Annotated in this window: 17 protein-coding genes and 1 tRNA gene; 14 read left to right on the top strand and 4 right to left on the bottom strand. The window is 50.4% G+C overall.

Features of this window, described 5'->3' with window-relative positions; genetic code table 11:
• Positions 1-194 precede the first annotated feature (194 nt).
• Positions 195-1379 (top strand): DNA glycosylase AlkZ-like family protein, encoded by a 1185-nt coding sequence (locus tag I2D94_RS03895; RefSeq protein ID WP_195395667.1) that lies wholly within the window; start codon positions 195-197, stop codon positions 1377-1379.
• A 71-nt stretch (positions 1380-1450) separates the two neighbouring features.
• On the opposite strand, the gene I2D94_RS03890 is transcribed toward I2D94_RS03895, so the two are convergent.
• Genes I2D94_RS03890 through I2D94_RS03880 form a run of 3 tightly spaced genes read right to left on the bottom strand, consistent with a single transcriptional unit; the run spans position 1451 to position 3718 of the window.
• Positions 1451-2158 (bottom strand): SIS domain-containing protein, encoded by a 708-nt coding sequence (locus I2D94_RS03890; protein ID WP_072683781.1) that lies wholly within the window; start codon positions 2156-2158, stop codon positions 1451-1453.
• A complete protein-coding gene (locus tag I2D94_RS03885; protein ID WP_072683780.1) occupies positions 2158-2955 on the bottom strand; it encodes a PTS system mannose/fructose/sorbose family transporter subunit IID in 798 nt (265 codons plus the stop codon). Before I2D94_RS03885 ends, I2D94_RS03890 begins: the two co-directional genes overlap by 1 nt.
• Positions 2948-3718 (bottom strand): PTS sugar transporter subunit IIC, encoded by a 771-nt coding sequence (locus tag I2D94_RS03880; RefSeq protein ID WP_195395666.1) that lies wholly within the window; start codon positions 3716-3718, stop codon positions 2948-2950. The genes I2D94_RS03885 and I2D94_RS03880 overlap by 8 nt, the downstream gene beginning before the upstream one ends.
• Positions 3719-3873: 155 nt before the next feature.
• Here I2D94_RS03880 and I2D94_RS03875 point away from each other — a divergent pair, with 155 nt between their 5' ends.
• The 8 genes from I2D94_RS03875 to I2D94_RS03845 all read left to right on the top strand — a co-directional run bounded on the left by I2D94_RS03875 (position 3874) and on the right by I2D94_RS03845 (position 9521).
• Complete coding sequence (locus I2D94_RS03875) at positions 3874-4593, top strand: GntR family transcriptional regulator (protein ID WP_195395665.1); 720 nt, start codon at positions 3874-3876, stop codon at positions 4591-4593.
• A 19-nt stretch (positions 4594-4612) separates the two neighbouring features.
• Positions 4613-5083 carry a GyrI-like domain-containing protein gene (locus I2D94_RS03870; protein ID WP_072683777.1) on the top strand — a complete coding sequence of 157 codons (471 nt, stop codon included), beginning with the start codon at positions 4613-4615 and terminating at the stop codon, positions 5081-5083.
• 203 nt (positions 5084-5286) lie between these two features.
• Positions 5287-5433 (top strand): helix-turn-helix domain-containing protein, encoded by a 147-nt coding sequence (locus tag I2D94_RS18190; RefSeq protein WP_229056743.1) that lies wholly within the window; start codon positions 5287-5289, stop codon positions 5431-5433.
• A gap of 51 nt (positions 5434-5484) precedes the next feature.
• Positions 5485-6069 carry an XRE family transcriptional regulator gene (locus I2D94_RS03865; protein WP_229056742.1) on the top strand — a complete coding sequence of 195 codons (585 nt, stop codon included), beginning with the start codon at positions 5485-5487 and terminating at the stop codon, positions 6067-6069.
• 193 nt (positions 6070-6262) lie between these two features.
• Positions 6263-7264 carry an aspartate-semialdehyde dehydrogenase gene (locus I2D94_RS03860; protein WP_195395664.1) on the top strand — a complete coding sequence of 334 codons (1002 nt, stop codon included), beginning with the start codon at positions 6263-6265 and terminating at the stop codon, positions 7262-7264.
• Positions 7265-7267: 3 nt separating this feature from the next.
• Entirely contained in the window at positions 7268-8077 is an 810-nt protein-coding gene (gene dapF, locus I2D94_RS03855; protein WP_072683775.1) for a diaminopimelate epimerase, read from the top strand.
• A complete protein-coding gene (dapD, locus tag I2D94_RS03850) occupies positions 8074-8772 on the top strand; it encodes a 2,3,4,5-tetrahydropyridine-2,6-dicarboxylate N-acetyltransferase (protein WP_072683774.1) in 699 nt (232 codons plus the stop codon). Before dapF ends, dapD begins: the two co-directional genes overlap by 4 nt.
• Positions 8773-8816: 44 nt before the next feature.
• Positions 8817-9521, top strand: coding sequence for a CBS domain-containing protein (locus I2D94_RS03845; RefSeq protein WP_072683773.1), 705 nt, complete (start codon positions 8817-8819; stop codon positions 9519-9521).
• Between the two features lie 235 nt (positions 9522-9756).
• On the opposite strand, the gene I2D94_RS03840 is transcribed toward I2D94_RS03845, so the two are convergent.
• Positions 9757-9930, bottom strand: a complete 174-nt coding sequence (locus I2D94_RS03840; protein ID WP_229056741.1) for a hypothetical protein — start codon at positions 9928-9930, stop codon at positions 9757-9759.
• A 461-nt stretch (positions 9931-10391) separates the two neighbouring features.
• Between I2D94_RS03840 and I2D94_RS03835 the strand changes: the two genes are divergently transcribed.
• The 5 genes from I2D94_RS03835 to I2D94_RS03815 all read left to right on the top strand — a co-directional run bounded on the left by I2D94_RS03835 (position 10392) and on the right by I2D94_RS03815 (position 15183).
• Positions 10392-10467, top strand: a tRNA-Thr gene (locus tag I2D94_RS03835).
• Between the two features lie 263 nt (positions 10468-10730).
• Complete coding sequence (locus I2D94_RS03830; RefSeq protein WP_139248570.1) at positions 10731-11231, top strand: hypothetical protein; 501 nt, start codon at positions 10731-10733, stop codon at positions 11229-11231.
• A gap of 347 nt (positions 11232-11578) precedes the next feature.
• The gene (locus tag I2D94_RS03825; protein WP_229056740.1) at positions 11579-12403 is read left to right on the top strand and encodes a trans-aconitate 2-methyltransferase; all 825 of its coding nucleotides are present in this window, start codon (positions 11579-11581) and stop codon (positions 12401-12403) included.
• A 52-nt stretch (positions 12404-12455) separates the two neighbouring features.
• Positions 12456-13178 (top strand): hypothetical protein, encoded by a 723-nt coding sequence (locus I2D94_RS03820; protein WP_072683770.1) that lies wholly within the window; start codon positions 12456-12458, stop codon positions 13176-13178.
• 220 nt (positions 13179-13398) lie between these two features.
• Entirely contained in the window at positions 13399-15183 is a 1785-nt protein-coding gene (locus tag I2D94_RS03815) for an FAD-dependent oxidoreductase (protein WP_072683769.1), read from the top strand.
• Positions 15184-15912 lie beyond the last annotated feature (729 nt).

The raw sequence follows: 15912 nt of genomic DNA, 5'->3' as shown, positions 1-15912 counted from the left end.
AATTTGAGATCAGGATTTCTAACAAAAACGTGAAAAGCGATAAACAAATCATCGTGTCTCAACCTTGGAAAATCTGATGAACAGAAACTGCTTTGGGAGAAATAAACCTGAAGCAGTTTTCATTGGATAAACAGCTTGAAAATAATTCTGTTTTATGATTAACTGGAAGTAAGGAAAGAAATGGGGATCTGATCATGGAATTCACATTAACCCGCAGCCAGGCCCGGCAGTTTTATGTCTTATGGCAGGGCTTGTCCGGCCCTTACCGCTGGCGTACCAACACAGAGATTGTGACGCTGATCGCTCAGCTGGGATGTCTGCAATTTGATCCGATCGACATCTGCGGCCGCAATGCGGATTTAGTGCTGCAGGCGCGGGTCGGTGGTTATCGGAAAAGTCAGCTGGAAACCTTATTGTATAAGGATCGGAAGCTGATCGACGCGCTGGATAAAAATATGGCGATCTATGCGGAACAGGATTATCCCATGTTTGCGCGGAACCGAATTCACACTATGAGCTATCACCGGGTGAGTGAACAGATCGAAAACGCCGCGGCACAGATCAAACAGTTCATGCGGACGCATCCGGTTATTTGTTCGCAGGATTTACAATGGAATGAAAATCTCGTCTGGGTATGGGGACGGACGGCTTCGCTGGCAGCAGTTGCTTTGGAAGTGATGCTTTACCGCGGGGACGTCGTGATCCATCACCGGCGCGGCACAATCCGCTATTACAATCTGACTTCCGCGCGGTTTCCCTGGCTGGATCCGCTGGCGGATCCGTTTGCGAGCGATGAAGAATATTACGGATGGCGCGTGGAACGCCGGATCCGTGCCCTGGGCTTGTGCTGGAACCGGCCTTCCGACGCCTGGCTGGGAATTGAAAAAATGAAGGCTCCGGAGCGTCAGGCTGCGTTTGCCTTGTTGCTGAAGCAGGATCGGATCATTCCCGTAACGGTGGAAGGGCTGGATCAGCCGTTGTTTACCGTGCCGGAAGCACTGCCGTGGCTGGAAATGGTCATGCGGAAAGAGCCGTACCGCAAACGCATGGAGTTCTTAGGCCCGTTGGACAACGCGCTGTGGGATCGCCGCCTGATTGAAGCACTGTTTGATTTTCAATATAAATGGGAGATTTACACCCCGAAAGCACAACGCAAATATGACAGCTATGTGCTGCCGGTGCTGTGGGGTGAGCGTTTTGTCGGACGGATCGCGCTGGAAACCAAATTGGCAGAAGGAAAATTAGTCGTAAAACATTTCTGGCGGGAATCGAGAGTCCGCGATAGCCTGACACTGCGCCGGACTTTGAATCGGACGCTGGAGCGCTTTGCCCGATTTCACGGCTGCACTGACATTGACGGTTTATTCGAAGAGAGCTAACGATGAAAAGAAAACGTCCCGTATTTGAACAGGGCGTTTTTAGTAGCTATCTTTATAATGGTAATTGAATTTTAAAGATGATAAATCCGCTGCTTATACTGTTTTTCAATTTCAATGCTGCGCTCGGTGCCGCCATCCACATTGGCGCTGAGTCTGACCGGCGGTTGAAAACCGCGGGCAAGCATCAGTTCCACTGCTTCCAAAATGGTGGATTGAAGCAAAGCTGCCGCGGCAATGGAGGAAGTTCCGCAGATCTTGACCGGCAGTCCGTCGACCGGAATCGCGGCATCCCCTTCCACGGAAAGATTGTCCAGGATCACGTCCGCGAATTCATAAAGCAGGCGGCCGCTGCTATGCCGACTCGTCAGTTTTTTAGAGGATTCCAGCGATGTGACGACAATGAGTTTTGCGCCGATGTCTTTGACTTTCATCGCAATTTCAATCGGCAGCGGATTACGTCCGGAATTAGAGATAATGATCACAACGTCTTCCGGAAGCACTTCGACCTTTCGCATTAAGATATTGCCGGAGCCTTCCAGAACCTCGTAAATTCCCATGGCCGGGTCTTTAATCACCTTCGCGGCAAATAAACCGCCTGCCCGTCCGGCGACTTCGATCGCGGCCGCGTAGGAATGACCGCTGCCAAAGGACTGCAAAATTCCGCCGGTCATGATGGCGTCCGCAATCAATTCCGCGGCTTGATGAATATTCTCCTTTTGACTGATTTCCAACCGGCGAAGCAGATCTTCGATGGTTTCAAAATAACGATTACGTTCCATCAGCCAACTACCTTCAGCGCGGATAAGAGTATCGCACCGATCATGACGATAAAGATGAGCTTGCCTGCCGTCATGCCTTTCACTTTAGATAAGCGATAACACAGAAGAACCAGGATAACCTGAGGGAGATAAGGCATAATTTTATCAAGGTTTTCCTGCACGGACAGACTGACCTCGCCGGATTGGAAAGTATATGGAATTTTCAGCTTGATCACAGAGGGGATCAAAGCTCCGACGACGATCAATCCCAGAATAGACGCGCCGTTGGTGACGTAAGCAAGCTGGTCTTTCATCGTGGTGATCAATTTAGCGCCCTGGGCGTAGCCCAGATCGAATAACTTTGTTCTGAAAAACAGAACGGCGATGTTCCAGACAACCCAGATTCCCATGCCCACGGTACTGCCGGCGATCGCCATGTTGCCCGCAATCGCGCCAAAGATGGTTCCGGCAATGACGCCGAAAATAACGTCGCCGACTCCCGCAAACGGTCCCATTAATGCGGTCTTTAACGAGGTTGCGGTTTCCAGCGCGGCGATGCCTTCCTCTTCCTCAATCGCCACGTTCATGCCAATGATGATCTCAGACATCTGCGGCGTCGTATTATAAAACTGGATATGGGCACGGCAGGCTCGATCGAGTGCTTCCGGATCGTCTTTATAGATTTTTTTCAAGGCTGGAAGGATGGCATAGAAATAGCCCAGTCCCTGCATTCTTTCGTAATTATGGCCCAGCTGTAATCCGAACATGTGACGCAGATTAATCCGTCGCAGTTCTTGTTTTGTAAAAAGCTTATTCATCCAGATCACCTCCCTGGCGAATTGCGGCCCAGCGTTGATCTGCCTGGCGGGTGTACATATAATCCAGCAGGGTAATGACCAACCCGAAACCGGCGACGCCGATCAGCGGGATTTTCACATAGGCGGCCAACAGGAACCCCAGAATTAAAAATGGAAGTTTAGAGCGTGTCGGCAGGTAGTTTAACAAGATGCAAATGCCTACGACTGGAATGACGCCGCCGGCCACCTGCAAGCCGGTCATAAACCATTGCGGAATCCAGCCCATCACCGCTTCGACAAAGCTTTGCCCAAAGCAAAGAACGAAAAAAACTGGTACGGCACGCGACAGCCCCGGTGCGATCATGCCGAGTAAATTTTGGAATGCCGCTTTATCGTAATTTCGTTGTTCGATGAAATGATCGGCCCGGTGAAGGAAGAAGATATTGGCGTAGCGTGCCAGAATATCGAGTTGGATCATTAACAGGGCGACGGGAATCGCAATCCCCAGCGCTAATTCCGGCGTGGAATTCAAGCTCAGCGCCGTGCCGACGATCGCTCCGACTGTGGTATTGGGAATGGAGGTGCCTCCATAAGTGTTGACTCCTAACGTCATTAATTGAAGCGTACCCCCTAAGACTAAGCCCGTTTGCGGATTGCCGAGAAGCAAACCGGTAAACCAGCCGGCCAGAATCGGCATGTCCATGCCAATTTTGAAGGAGCGGCTTTCGTTCGGCTGAATGAAAGCATAGAGCGTGATCAATGCAATTTGCCAGGGATGTATCATATTCTCTCCTTTCTGGTTTTTACAACCTTTGAACTAATTTAATAGTATATCTAATGTATTATTAAATCAATACATAATGTAATATATTATAATATTTTTCTGTTTTGGTGAAATATATCAGAAAACATGGTAAAATAACCTAAGAGGTGTTCTGTGTGGATAAACAAAGTAAATACAACATCATCGTCAAAGCGATTATTCACGATATAGACCAGGGCGTGCTGCAGGCCCGCGACCGGCTGCCCTCGGAAAAAGAACTTCAGGAGCGTTTTAACGTTTCACGAGTTACCGTAAGGAAGGCCGTCGACGTTCTGATTGAAGAAGGATACGTTATCCGGGATTATCGCAAAGGGACGTTTATCAGTGAGCGGATTACCTATAAAAAGATGAATGAAATCGTCAGTTTTACCCGCTCGGCCTTATTGCGGGGCGATGTGCCTTCGACGATCGTACATTCCATTACTGATGTAAAACCAGATCCCTTCTTAATGAAGTACCTGCGGATTTCTGCGGAAGAAACTTTGACGCGGATTTGCCGAACGCGTTTGACGAATGGATTTCCATTGATCTATGAGGAATCCTACTGGGTTACAGCCATGACCGGAGTCATTGGAAAAACGGAAGCAGAGGGCTCGTTATTTCAATATATAAAAAGGGCCAGGAAGATTGTGCCTGTTTACAGTCTGCAGGAATTAGATGCGGTTGGGGCGTCAGGCGCGATTGCTCAAGCACTTCAGGTTCGCGATCAGTTTCCTTTACTCCGTTCCCTGATGGTTTTTTATGACGCGCAGGACAGGCCTTTTGAACTGGCTTTTAATTATTATCGGACTGATCGCTGCAAATTGTCGATGGTCAGAACTTTGAACGAGGATTAAATCAAAAGGAGAAAACACGATGGAATTCTTACGCTGCACGATGCCCGCTTTTGCCGTTCTGGGAAAAGAGGACAGCACCCAAAACACGAATAAGAACTGGATTCAGCGATTGTGGAAAAACTTCAATGAACATTCCACTGAAATTTCGCAGCTGGCTTTGCGGGATGAACAGGGAAATCTGGCCGGTTTCTGGGGCGCGATGACGAACTTTGACCGGACATTCCAACCTTGGGAGAATCATTTGACAGAAGGCTATTATCTGGCGGGCGTGCAGGTGCCGGTTGAAACGGAAGCTCCGGAAGGATGGACAAAGTGGATCATTCCCGCATTTGATTATCTCTATGTTCCAGTCGAGGGCGATGCCTCTGAAGTCCTGCGGACAGGTCTTGATGAAATAAAGAAGCAGGGGCTGACGCTCGCGGGCGCCATCCAGGAATTCTATTGTCCGCAGAAAAACGGTGAGATGTTCTTGTTTTTTCCCGTTTGCTGAATGTCAAACCAGCGATCATGCCGAATCCTTGCACTATGGCGCAGGGATCTTTTTGAATCCTGCAAAACAGTGAAAAACAAGGAAAAACAGTCCAGAAAACAGAAACGCAACGCAAAGTTGACAAAGTGCATTTTTAGAGAGATAGATTGAATGTTCGAAATGGGATAGGATGAGGACATCCAAGAACTGAGGAGGAAATAAAAATGAATTTTGGAGAAAAACTATTCAAGCTGCGCAAAGAAAAGGGCCTGTCGCAGGAAGCGCTGGCCGATCAGCTGGGTACAACCCGGCAGGCTGTCAGTAAGTGGGAGAACAATCAGGGATATCCGGAAACCGAGAAAATCCTGTAGCTCTCCCAGCTGTTTGGGGTATCGACCGACTATCTGCTTAAAGCTGAAAAAGTGGAGCGAGCCGCCGATGAAAAAGGCTATTATGTCAGCCGGGAAATGGCGAATGGCTTTCTGGCCAGCGAGAAACGGGTCAACCGGTTTCTGGGATTGGGTTTCTTATGCGGAGCGCTGACCGGGATACCGATTATTCTGTTTGAAAATCAGCCGGCGATGAAACTGCTGGGCGCGGCCGGGATCGGGGCGTTGGGCGTTTGCGCGCTGATTGTCGCGATGTTTGCGGAACAGGAACAATACAAAGTGCTGAAAGAAGAACCGCTGTTGTTCGATCCGGAGGTGCGCAGTTCCCTGATGGAAGAATATGTTGCGCTGAAAAAGAAAGCGACTCTGATCGCGATGCCGTCCACGATTTTGTTTGTGTTGGGAATTTTGGCACTGGTCTTTTCCATCCGTGGAATTTTCCCCTGGTCATCCCTGTCGGTATTGATTTTTCTGGGATTGGGACTGGGACTGTGTGGCTTTGTCATCTCTCTGGGTACGATCGAAACCTACGAGATTCTGGTAAAAAATGAACAATATGCCACGCGTTTTCTGTTTAAGGCAAAGCGCAGAATCAAGGAGAAGATCGCCAAGCTCTGAACTCTTTGAGGAAGCAGAAATCAACTCTATCCGTCTTAATTATTTCTGACTTGGATCGTCTGAGCGAAGCCGCCGCTTTCCAGCGATGTAAATCGCGGCAGTCCTTTCGTGAAATTCACCCATATTCAAGATAAAAGCCCAGGCCGAACCCGGGCTTTTTACTATCTTGGAGTGAATAGACAGGAGTGAGAATGTGGAAAAAGTGAATGTCGCCGTTCTGGGCGCAACCGGGGCGGTCGGCCGGACGATGATCCGGATTTTGCAGGAACGCCGGTTTCCGATGCGTTCGTTAAAGCTTTTAGCCAGTCCCCACAGCGCCGGCAAGGTGATCGATTTGGGGGCGAAGACAGGGATTGTCGAGGAATTTTCTCCAGCGGCTCTCAAGGACGTCGATCTGGTGTTCGGGGCGGTGGATAACGATCTGGCAAAGGAATACGCGCCGTTGATCCGCCGCAGCGGGGCTTTGTTTGTCGACAACAGCAGCGCTTTCCGGCTGGATGAGGACGTGCCGTTAGTCATCCCCGAGATCAATGCCCGGGATATCCGCTGGCATCACGGCATTGTTGCCAATCCCAACTGCGCGACGATTCTGGCGATGATGGCGCTCTCGCCGATCCTGAAGCTGACGCGCGTAAAGCGGATGATCGTCAGCACCTATCAGGCCGTCAGCGGCGCGGGTATGAAGGGGATGGACGAGCTGGAACGCCAGATCCGCGATCCATCCGCAGCCCCGGAGGTGTTCCCGTTTCCGATCGCGTTCAATGTCATCCCGCAGATCGGCGATTTCGATGAAAACGGGATCAGCGCAGAGGAATGGAAGATGCAGAACGAAGGCCGCCGGATCCTGCATGATGAAGCGCTGCAGGTCAGCTGCACCTGTGTGCGGGTGCCAGTGTACCGCTGCCATTCGGAGTCGATTTATGTGGAAACTGAAACGGAAGTCAGTCTGGATGCGATTCGTCAGGCTGCCGAGGAATGTCCGGGGCTTGTGCTCAACGAAGCACCGTATCCGACGCCGAAGGAATGCACCGACAGCGACGCGGTGGTGATCGGCCGGCTGCGCCGGGATGAGGCATGTCCGCACGGACTCCATTTATGGTGCTGCTGCGATCAGCTGCGCAAGGGGGCGGCGACCAACGCCGTGCAGATCGGCGAATGGGCCTGGCAGAATGGATTGTTGAAGAAAGGAGTGTAGCGTTTGATTCTGGAAAAATATCAGGGCTGCGGCAATGATTTTCTGATTGTTGACGGCAGCCGGACGCCGGTGATCGATCCCCAACAGGTCGCTGCGCTGTGCGACCGGCACCGTGGTTTCGGAGCGGATGGTCTGATCATCGCCCGGCGGGATCCGTTAAGCATGGAATTGTGGAATCAGGACGGAACCCGGGCCGGAATGTGCGGCAATGGTCTGCGCTGCTTTGTGCATCATGCGTACCGCAAGGGCTGGATCAGGGCGGATCGTCCTTATCGAATCGGAACTGGCGACGGATTGCGGAGCGTGTGGATTTGTTCAACCGAGCCGTTTATCTGTCGGGTGGAAGCGGGCATTCCGGATTTTGACGCGAAGCGGATGACGAATCAACCGCTGCTTCCAGGGTTGCTTCACGCCCCTTTTCTTTCTCAGCAGCAGTCCTGCAGCTTCTGGCTGGGCGTTCCCCATACCGTGCTCTTTACGCCGGATCCGGAAGCCGTCAGCGAGGAACAGGCCTGTACCCTCGGCAGACATCCATTCTTTAAGGAAGGCACGAATGTGGATTTCGTGCGTTTGAAGGAAAACGGCGAGCTGCAGGTCAGGACATGGGAGCGGGGTGTCGGCTGGACCTTGGCCTGCGGAACCGGCGCATGCGCCAGCGCCGTCGCGGCGGCGATCTTCGGCCTCTGTCCGCTGCCTTGTAAGGTTCGCTGTCCTGGCGGTCTGCTTCAAGTGGAACAAGCGCCGGACAAACAATGCTTATTAACCGGCCCGTCGGTGTATATCGGAAAGGTGGAGGTCAAAGCGTGCGAATGAAAACCGAAGAACTGATTCAGAAGCTGCATGATCACCCACGCAGCACAGAGGTGCTTTTGCTGTTTAACGAAGACTCCCCGACGCACTGGACAGACGCCGCGGTCTATGGCGAATCGTTCAAGCTGGTAATCGGCGAATGGGACAGCCTGCGCCCTCAGCTGCAGGCCCAGAAAGACCGGCTGCGCGATCTGCGGTTAGTCTGTCCGCAGCGCCAGAGCGCCTGGCCGTTGCTTGCGATTCAGGATCTGCCTTGCCGGATTGAACCGGGAGCCTGGATTCGGGATGCGGCGGAGATCGGGGAGAATGCGGTCATTCTGACGGGCGCGGTGATCAATGTTGGCGCGCAGATCGGTGCGGAAACGATGGTCGACATGAATGCGGTTGTCGGTGCGCGGGCAGAAATCGGCCGGCGCTGCCACATCGGCGCCGGGGCTGTTGTAGCGGGGGTGCTGGAGCCGGCTAGCGCGGAACCGGTGGTGATTGAGGACGACGTTTTGATCGGCGCTAACGCCGTGATTCTGGAAGGGGTGCGGATCGGTCAGTCCGCGGTGATCGCCGCCGGGGCGGTCGTTACGGAAGATGTGCCGCCGGGATGGCTGGCGGCTGGCGTTCCGGCCCGTCTGATCAAGCGAAAAGACGAACAAACCCGGAAAAAAACTGAAATTGTGGAAAAGCTGAGGGATAGTTCGCGGTGAAAACGGAAAACCTGATATAATAGAGTTCATCAGGAGGGTTTTCCATGGATAATGCACAGCGGTTTCTGAACGCGTTCGCGATGATCGAAAAGCAGTTGAAGCAGATCACCGGCGTCACACGGTATTCGCGTTTTTATCAGTTGTTGAACCAGGCGTCCCGCAGCAGCGGGTTAGTCCGCAAGTATGAAATGGAGCTGCAGGAATATGCCGATCTGCGCAATGCGATCGTGCACCAGCGCTCCGACGAGGGACATATCATCGCGATTCCCATCGACGAGGTCGTTACGGAAATTGAGGAGCTGGCGCGGAAAATCTGCGAACCGCCGCGAGTCAGCGCACATTTTCTCAAGCCGGTGAAAATCTGCGATCCCCAGACGGAAATCCGGGAAGCGGTAGATATCATGGAAACGATGGGCTCCTCCAAGCTGCCGGTCTATGCCCAGGGCGGATTTCACGCGCTGTTAACGATGGAGATGATCGCCCGCTGGACGCTGCACCAGAGCCGTACGAACAAACCGCTTTCCGGTGTGGTCAGCGATTGTCTGTATTTTAAGGATAAAAAAGAGCGGGTTCTGTTTCTGCCCCGCACGGCGGATGTCACCGAAGCACAGGATTTGTTTGAGGCAAGCCTGCACCGCGGCGTCAGCATTTCGGCAATCCTGATCACAGAGTCCGGAAGTGCTCATCAGAAGCCGATCGGGATCATCACGGTCGCCGATCTGCCGCTGTTGTATGAGCTGGATAAATAGGGGAACGGAAGGGGAACGATGAACTCCCCTTTTAGTTTAGCCAGCATCATGATTTCCTTGTTTCAGCCGGCAAGAATAGACAGGCTTAACAGAATAATAGCGAGTAGGCCAATCTCATCGCTGAATTGAATAAATGTACTCAAGAAGAGAAGGAAAAGGTTGAAATTCCATCCGGAATGCCTATACTCAAGGTGTAAGGTATTGCTGAAAGGCGGCACCCGTCAACCGCTATCTCTTACGAGCATGGCGGCAGACAGATGAGCGCTGAATCACTTGGGGAGTAGTTGCAGCGCTTTTTTTTTGCCCCTATAATTTTTAAGCGGCATTCAATCACTTTGATCGTGCATTCGATCAAGGGCAATACAACTTTCAAAATTACAGCATCGAAAAGTTCCAGGAAATGTTCCATAGAATTGCCCTCCTTTGACGACAGATGACAAAAATCTGTCGGTTTGAATTGAATTGGAAAAGACCAAAAGTCGACTCTATTCGGACGGGCATCCGCGGTTCAACAAAACCCTGCCCTAATAAGATTGCGGAAAAGTTAAAATTCCTCTCTAAGAAAATGATGAAATTGTTTTTCACAAAGCAATTAAAGTTTCCTTTTCGGGTCCAGTTTTCATTTTCACTGTGTTCTTTTTAATCCTTAAATGAAGTCGAAAATTGTTGCTTGAAGGAGAGAAGGATCAGAAGTTTGTTGTTTCTGACCGCGATTCAGTGTAGAATCCAAGCTCACAACAAGTTTTCTTAATCCGAGGATCTCAGCGAACAAATTTTCTCGCAGTTTTTCCAGTGAGGAGTAACAAAAGTTGCGAATAAAATGCTAAAAAAACTTGACAGAAGGACACAGTTTTTATAAACTATATTTACGCCGACTTAGCTCATCCGGTAGAGCAACGCACTCGTAACGCGTAGGTGGTAGGTTCAAGTCCTATAGTCGGCACCATGAGAAAAGGATATCCCGTTGAGAAATTCAGCGGGATTTTTTTATGCTTTTCATTCAAAACAACGGAACTTTGATACAATAGAATTAATGAAGAAGCAGATAGAAGAAGCGGCAGGGGAAGAAAAATGGTCAATAAGAAACTGTTAGAAATCGGTGATCGGCTGGGAATGAAATATCCACAGATAGAAATGTTAAATAATGAGTTCAGACGGGATTTCAGATTTTTAATTTTTATGCTCTTCATGGCCGGAGTTCTTTTCTATATGAATGTTGTTGGGCAGAAAGCGCCGCAGGTGTTGTCGATGGCGGATCTTGGCTATACTGAGGAAGTTGTGGAAAGTAAACAGGTGAACACGGATGGCCGCAATGATCAGCGGTATCGGCTGAGCCTTAACGGTTGGGATGATGGGGCAAAAATACGAATCCATATAAATTTGGAAATTATTGATTTCGCAGAAGAAAACGATCCGATCGCAGGCTTTGCCCGGGAAAGCGGTCTTCCTTGTTCAGCGAAATCCTGTTCATTGGCAGCGCTGGAAGGTCTGGTTATACTGGATGCGGACGTCTGGAACGCGGACTTTGCGGCTGCCAAGCTCAATCCCGACACGGATCCCCCGCTCCAGACAGATTACAGAAATACGATCTATCTTCTGAAATCCAACAGGATGATCTCGTTCAGCTATGATCAGCCGATTGCGTTTACGGAAGCGAAGCGCAGGGTTATCACCGCGATGTTTGCAGAGCGGAACTTATTTGATCACTGAAGAAGCTCGGATCCCCTTTGCAATGAAATGTTTGCATGCGCAATTCGTCGGTCCCGGGTTCAAGTCCTGTGTCTGGCTGACTGTCAGCTTCATTGGATGATGAAAATGAGGCAAGCGAAAGACCGATTATAAAAAATGAAGGACAGAGAAGAGTAAACCGTGTATAATAAAAGTAATCCATAACTCAGCACTTTTGAACCGACGACGGAATGACTGTGATCAGAAAAACCGGTAAGGAGTTTAAAAATGCCATAAAGAAAATCATTTTCGAATAACGTGAAATAAGCCTGGAAACAGTGCGTTTTTCTGTTGTCTGATCAAGCGTTCACGGCGGCGGATCATCGGACATGAGTTTATGGAAGGGCCGGGTACCGGCGAAGGAGGAAAGCATGGCGATCATTCAAGGCTTGGAATGGACCTTCAACACCGTTGCGGAGGAATATGACAAATGGAGTCCCGAATATGTCTCGGAATTATACGAGGATTTGTTTGCTTATCAGCCGCTGACTTCAAACAGCGAAGTGCTGGAAATCGGGATTGGAACCGGCCAGGCCACAACGCCGATATTAAAGACCGGCTGTCGCCTGACCGCAGTCGAGCTGGGTGATCAGCTGGCAGCGCTGACGCGGAAGAAATTCAGTGATTATCCCGATTTTACCGTTGTAACCAGCGCTTTTCAGGATTATGAAAGTCCGGAGAACCGCTTCGATCTGATATACTCCGCGGCGGCTTTCCATTGGATCCCGGAAGAAATCGGTTATTCGAAGGTGTATGCCCTGTTAAAACCGGGCGGTGTGTTCGCACGGTTTGCCAAGCATGGAAACTATCGACAAAGCAATGCAGCGTTGTATGAAGAAATTCAACAGGTTTACGCCCAATATATGGCCTATTCCGCGCCAACGCCGCCGTTTACCGAAGCGGATGCGAAAAGAAGATCCGAGATCAGTCTGCGGTATGGCTTTGTGGATCAGAAAATCAGAATGTATACCAGGAAGCGATCCTATTCGGCGCAGGATTATGTTTCGCTGATCGCCACGCAGTCGGATCATATCATTTTAGACAAAGCGGTGAGAGCGGATTTCTACGCTGCAATTCAAAATAAGATTGATCGTTATGGAGGCAGAATTGAGCTGGTCGATACGATTGATTTGGAATTAGCCCGAAAGCCGTGAGTCAGTGAGGAAGGTTTCAACTGGAGTGCAATAAGGTAAAAAGGAGAGTGCGATGATACTGACACATCATGAACAAGCTCTGCTTCTGCTTCGCTTTCTGCAGCAGCGGCAGCGGAAAGCGGAGCTGGAACAAACGTTGGTTTTGGCGGAAGCGCAGGGCAGTCCGCTGGTGATTTTGCCGCGGCAGCATATTTTTTCCTGGAAGAAGAAACTGAAAGTCGACGCGCAGGCTGTGCGTCGGGAATTAAGTGAAATTGAAAGGCATCCGCTTTCCCTGTCATCACAGGAATGTCTAAAGATTGCAGCGCAGCTTTTGCAGGATGCAAAACAGTTGGGAGATCGAACGGCCCAGGACGGTGCGGAGTTGCTTGTTCAGGCGCTGAAGCTGGAAGCACTGGCAAAGGAATACGACGCCGTGATCTCACAAAGCTATGATACGCGCGAGGCGGAAGGGCAACGAGTTCCGTTTACCGGCTATGTCGGGTATGCCCCCAACGTTCAGATTCCCTACGATCTGCCAAGAATGCGCGAGCTGGGAGAAGCGCTGAAAAGCAGCTTGAAAGAAACGCAGCGCTTTGGGCATCAATTCGCCTGGAGCCGGGAATGGGACGTTCAGCTTCTCTTAAAGGAAGAAGTCGAAGGCTTCAAGGATATCCAGTTAAACGCCGCCCGCTTTCACGCCCGGGCCCGCTCGGAAATGGAAACGGCGAGTCGGATCCGCAATGCCTTAGAAAGCTTCCTGCCGCGGTTTCTGGAAGCTCTGCTTGAAACCTGAAAATCCGGGTGAAGATTACCGTTGATCGACGTTTATTTCGAGATCAGAAGAGCGATTAGAAATGGCAGGTAAGCATTGGAGTGCGCTGAATTCCAATGCTTTTTTTCTTTCAGAGTGTCCCTGAAAATCATAAAACTTTCACAAAAAGGATTGACAACAACGTGGGAATCGATAAAATAGATAAAGGTAGACGATCGTCTATAAAAGGAGGAAAGAAGAAATGAAGAAATTAGTTGCCCTCGTTCTGGCGGCGATGCTGCTGACAACGGGGTGCTCAACCAAAGCGCCGGAAGCCACCGGCGGCATGAAAGCGGGAACCTATAAAGCCTCGGCAGCCGGCTTCCATGGCGATATTACGCTGGAAGTCACGGTAGATGCGGAAAAGATCACGGATATCCAGGTGATCGAGCATTCAGAAACAGAAGGAATCGGCGCGGCAGCGTTACCGGAGTTAGTCACGAAGGTTCTGGACAGCCAGTCCATCGGCATTGACGGCGTATCCGGCGCGACGGTCACGTCGAATGGTTTTAAAGCGGCGATGGAAGACGCGTTAACTCAGGCAGGCGCGGATATGGATAAAATGACAAAATCCGCGGAATCTTCTTCGACGACAAAAGAAGAAGTGACGTTGGACGCGGATATCGTCGTCGTGGGCGGCGGGGCAGCAGGTCTGACCGCGGCTTTGTCTTCGCAGCAGAACGGCAACAACGTTATCCTGTTGGAAAAGACGGGCGTTGTCGGCGGCGCGAGCGCCATGGCAGGCGCCGGCACCATGGCGACCGGCAGCCAGTGGCAGAAGGAAGATGGTTTTGAAGATTCACCGGAACAGCTGAAAGCGGATATGTTGAAAAACGGTCATAATAACAATGACGAAGCGACGCTGGATATTTATGTCAATACGACCGGCGCGGCGTTCGACTGGCTGGTTTCCGAAGACGGTGCGAATGTTCCGTATGAGCGAGACGGCAAGCCAACCCGCAGTTATTCCGGCACCGGCCGCGGCGCTGGGGTGGTTTCCAGTTTGGCGGATACTTTTAAAACAGCGGGCGGCACGGTGATGACGAATACGCCGGCTGTCGAGCTGATCGTAGACAACGGCGTAGTCAAAGGGGTAAAAGCCAGCGACGATGCGAAGAACTACACGATCAACGCCAAAGCGGTGATTCTGGCAACCGGCGGCTTCGGCGCTAACGACGCCATGGTTCCGGAGGAATATAAGCAGTTTGTTTACGCCGGTCATGCGGGTGCAACGGGCGATGGCCTGAAGATGGCGGAAGCAGTGAACGCGGATACCTTCAATATGGAATTCGTCAATACGCAGCCAAACTCGATGATTCTGCCAAGCGGCTTAGGCCAGTATTGCAACCCGGGTGTCGGCGCGGCTTATTCTGCTTCCGGGGCGTTCCTGGTCAATCAGGATGGCGTGCGTTTCGCAAACGAAAAGGGCAACGCCTGGGATCTGATGCAGGAAATGAAGAAGAACTCGGCCCAGTATCTGATCATGGATCAGACATCCTTTGACGCTTTCAATAAGGGCATGACGGGATCGAAGATCTATTCGGATGAAGATGTTGAGAAGTGGCTGGCCAACGACGGTGAAGGCAATCCGTTTATGGTCAAAGCGGATTCGTTAGAAGATCTGGCAAAGAAGATGAACCTGCCGGAAGGCGCGTTAACCGAAGCGGCGACGAAGTTCAACGAAACGGCAGCCAAGGGTGAAAAAGATGAATTCGGCCGCGAACTGACCGCGCCGTTAAGCGAAGAAGGTCCATATTACGCATTGCAGCAGTATATCCGTTACTATGCGACATTGGGCGGACTGCGTATCAACGACGGGATGCAGGTACTGAACACGGAAAAACAGCCGGTTGAAGGCTTATACGCAGCTGGTGAAGTTGTCGGCGGACTGGAAGGCGACGTCTACATGGGCGCTACGCTGTTCGGCTGGGCAGTAACCAGCGGATATAACGCAGGCAACGCCGCTTCCGCAGCGATTGCGAAATAAGTTACAGACTTCATAGATTTAATAAAAAAGCCATAACCAAGGTTTCTGATACAAGTCAGCAGCCTGGTTGCGGCTTTTTTTATTCTTCTTGCAGCCTAAAGAGAATCCGTGGAAGCAGGATTTGAAATAGATCAAAATGTTCCGAGGTCGATCGAAAGAGATCAATGTGAATACTCTATAATGAAACGATCGCAAAGTGAGGGAGACTTCCTTGAATAATTAAGGTTGGAAACAAGAGAAATTGAAGGAGAGTAAAATAGAAGGTACAATACTGAAAATTAATAAAATATAAGTATAATGAGTAAATCGAAACCGCCATTTCCTCTGTGAATGTGAATTTACAAGGAGACACTTCGCTGTTAGAGTTGCTGGATGCGTTAGATCGAGATCCCACGATTGAAGAATTAGGCGAAATTTCATTTTTCATCAAGATCCGGCAGCCCGATTCAACTGAACAATCATCGGGCAGGCCTCAATTTCCACGGATTGTTCTCTGCCTTGATAACGCAAACGACAGGGAATCTGTAATCGAAATGCTGCATTCTTATTTTCCCAACTGGCTCCTCGTTTACGAATAATTTTGTTTCGCCTTGTGCAAAAGCAGTCTGTATTTGACAGAAAGTGAAGGAAGACTGAACACATTGAGAATCGTAATTTTGGCTTTTATTCCATTGATATAATAAAAGACTGTATTCCCAGAGAAGCTTATTTCCAGTCAAAGCAACTCCA

This window comes from Holdemania sp. 1001302B_160321_E10, from assembly GCF_015552275.1.
In the GTDB taxonomy this organism is placed as follows: Bacteria; Bacillota_I; Bacilli_A; order Erysipelotrichales; family Erysipelotrichaceae; genus Holdemania.
This window is presented reverse-complemented; position numbering and strand designations above follow the sequence as displayed.

Excerpts from the sequence above, each read along its gene's own strand:
- I2D94_RS03885 (WP_072683780.1), bottom strand. The coding sequence starts at position 2,955 with ATGAATAAGCTTTTTACAAAACAAGAACTGCGACGGATTAATCTGCGT.
- I2D94_RS03845 (WP_072683773.1), top strand. The coding sequence starts at position 8,817 with ATGGATAATGCACAGCGGTTTCTGAACGCGTTCGCGATGATCGAAAAG.
- dapD (WP_072683774.1), top strand. The coding sequence starts at position 8,074 with ATGAAAACCGAAGAACTGATTCAGAAGCTGCATGATCACCCACGCAGC.
- I2D94_RS03815 (WP_072683769.1), top strand. The coding sequence starts at position 13,399 with ATGAAGAAATTAGTTGCCCTCGTTCTGGCGGCGATGCTGCTGACAACG.
- I2D94_RS03820 (WP_072683770.1), top strand. The coding sequence starts at position 12,456 with ATGATACTGACACATCATGAACAAGCTCTGCTTCTGCTTCGCTTTCTG.
- I2D94_RS03890 (WP_072683781.1), bottom strand. The coding sequence starts at position 2,158 with ATGGAACGTAATCGTTATTTTGAAACCATCGAAGATCTGCTTCGCCGG.
- I2D94_RS18190 (WP_229056743.1), top strand. The coding sequence starts at position 5,287 with ATGAATTTTGGAGAAAAACTATTCAAGCTGCGCAAAGAAAAGGGCCTG.
- I2D94_RS03895 (WP_195395667.1), top strand. The coding sequence starts at position 195 with ATGGAATTCACATTAACCCGCAGCCAGGCCCGGCAGTTTTATGTCTTA.
- I2D94_RS03880 (WP_195395666.1), bottom strand. The coding sequence starts at position 3,718 with ATGATACATCCCTGGCAAATTGCATTGATCACGCTCTATGCTTTCATT.
- I2D94_RS03830 (WP_139248570.1), top strand. The coding sequence starts at position 10,731 with ATGAATGTTGTTGGGCAGAAAGCGCCGCAGGTGTTGTCGATGGCGGAT.
- I2D94_RS03870 (WP_072683777.1), top strand. The coding sequence starts at position 4,613 with ATGGAATTCTTACGCTGCACGATGCCCGCTTTTGCCGTTCTGGGAAAA.
- I2D94_RS03825 (WP_229056740.1), top strand. The coding sequence starts at position 11,579 with ATGAGTTTATGGAAGGGCCGGGTACCGGCGAAGGAGGAAAGCATGGCG.
- I2D94_RS03840 (WP_229056741.1), bottom strand. The coding sequence starts at position 9,930 with ATGGAACATTTCCTGGAACTTTTCGATGCTGTAATTTTGAAAGTTGTA.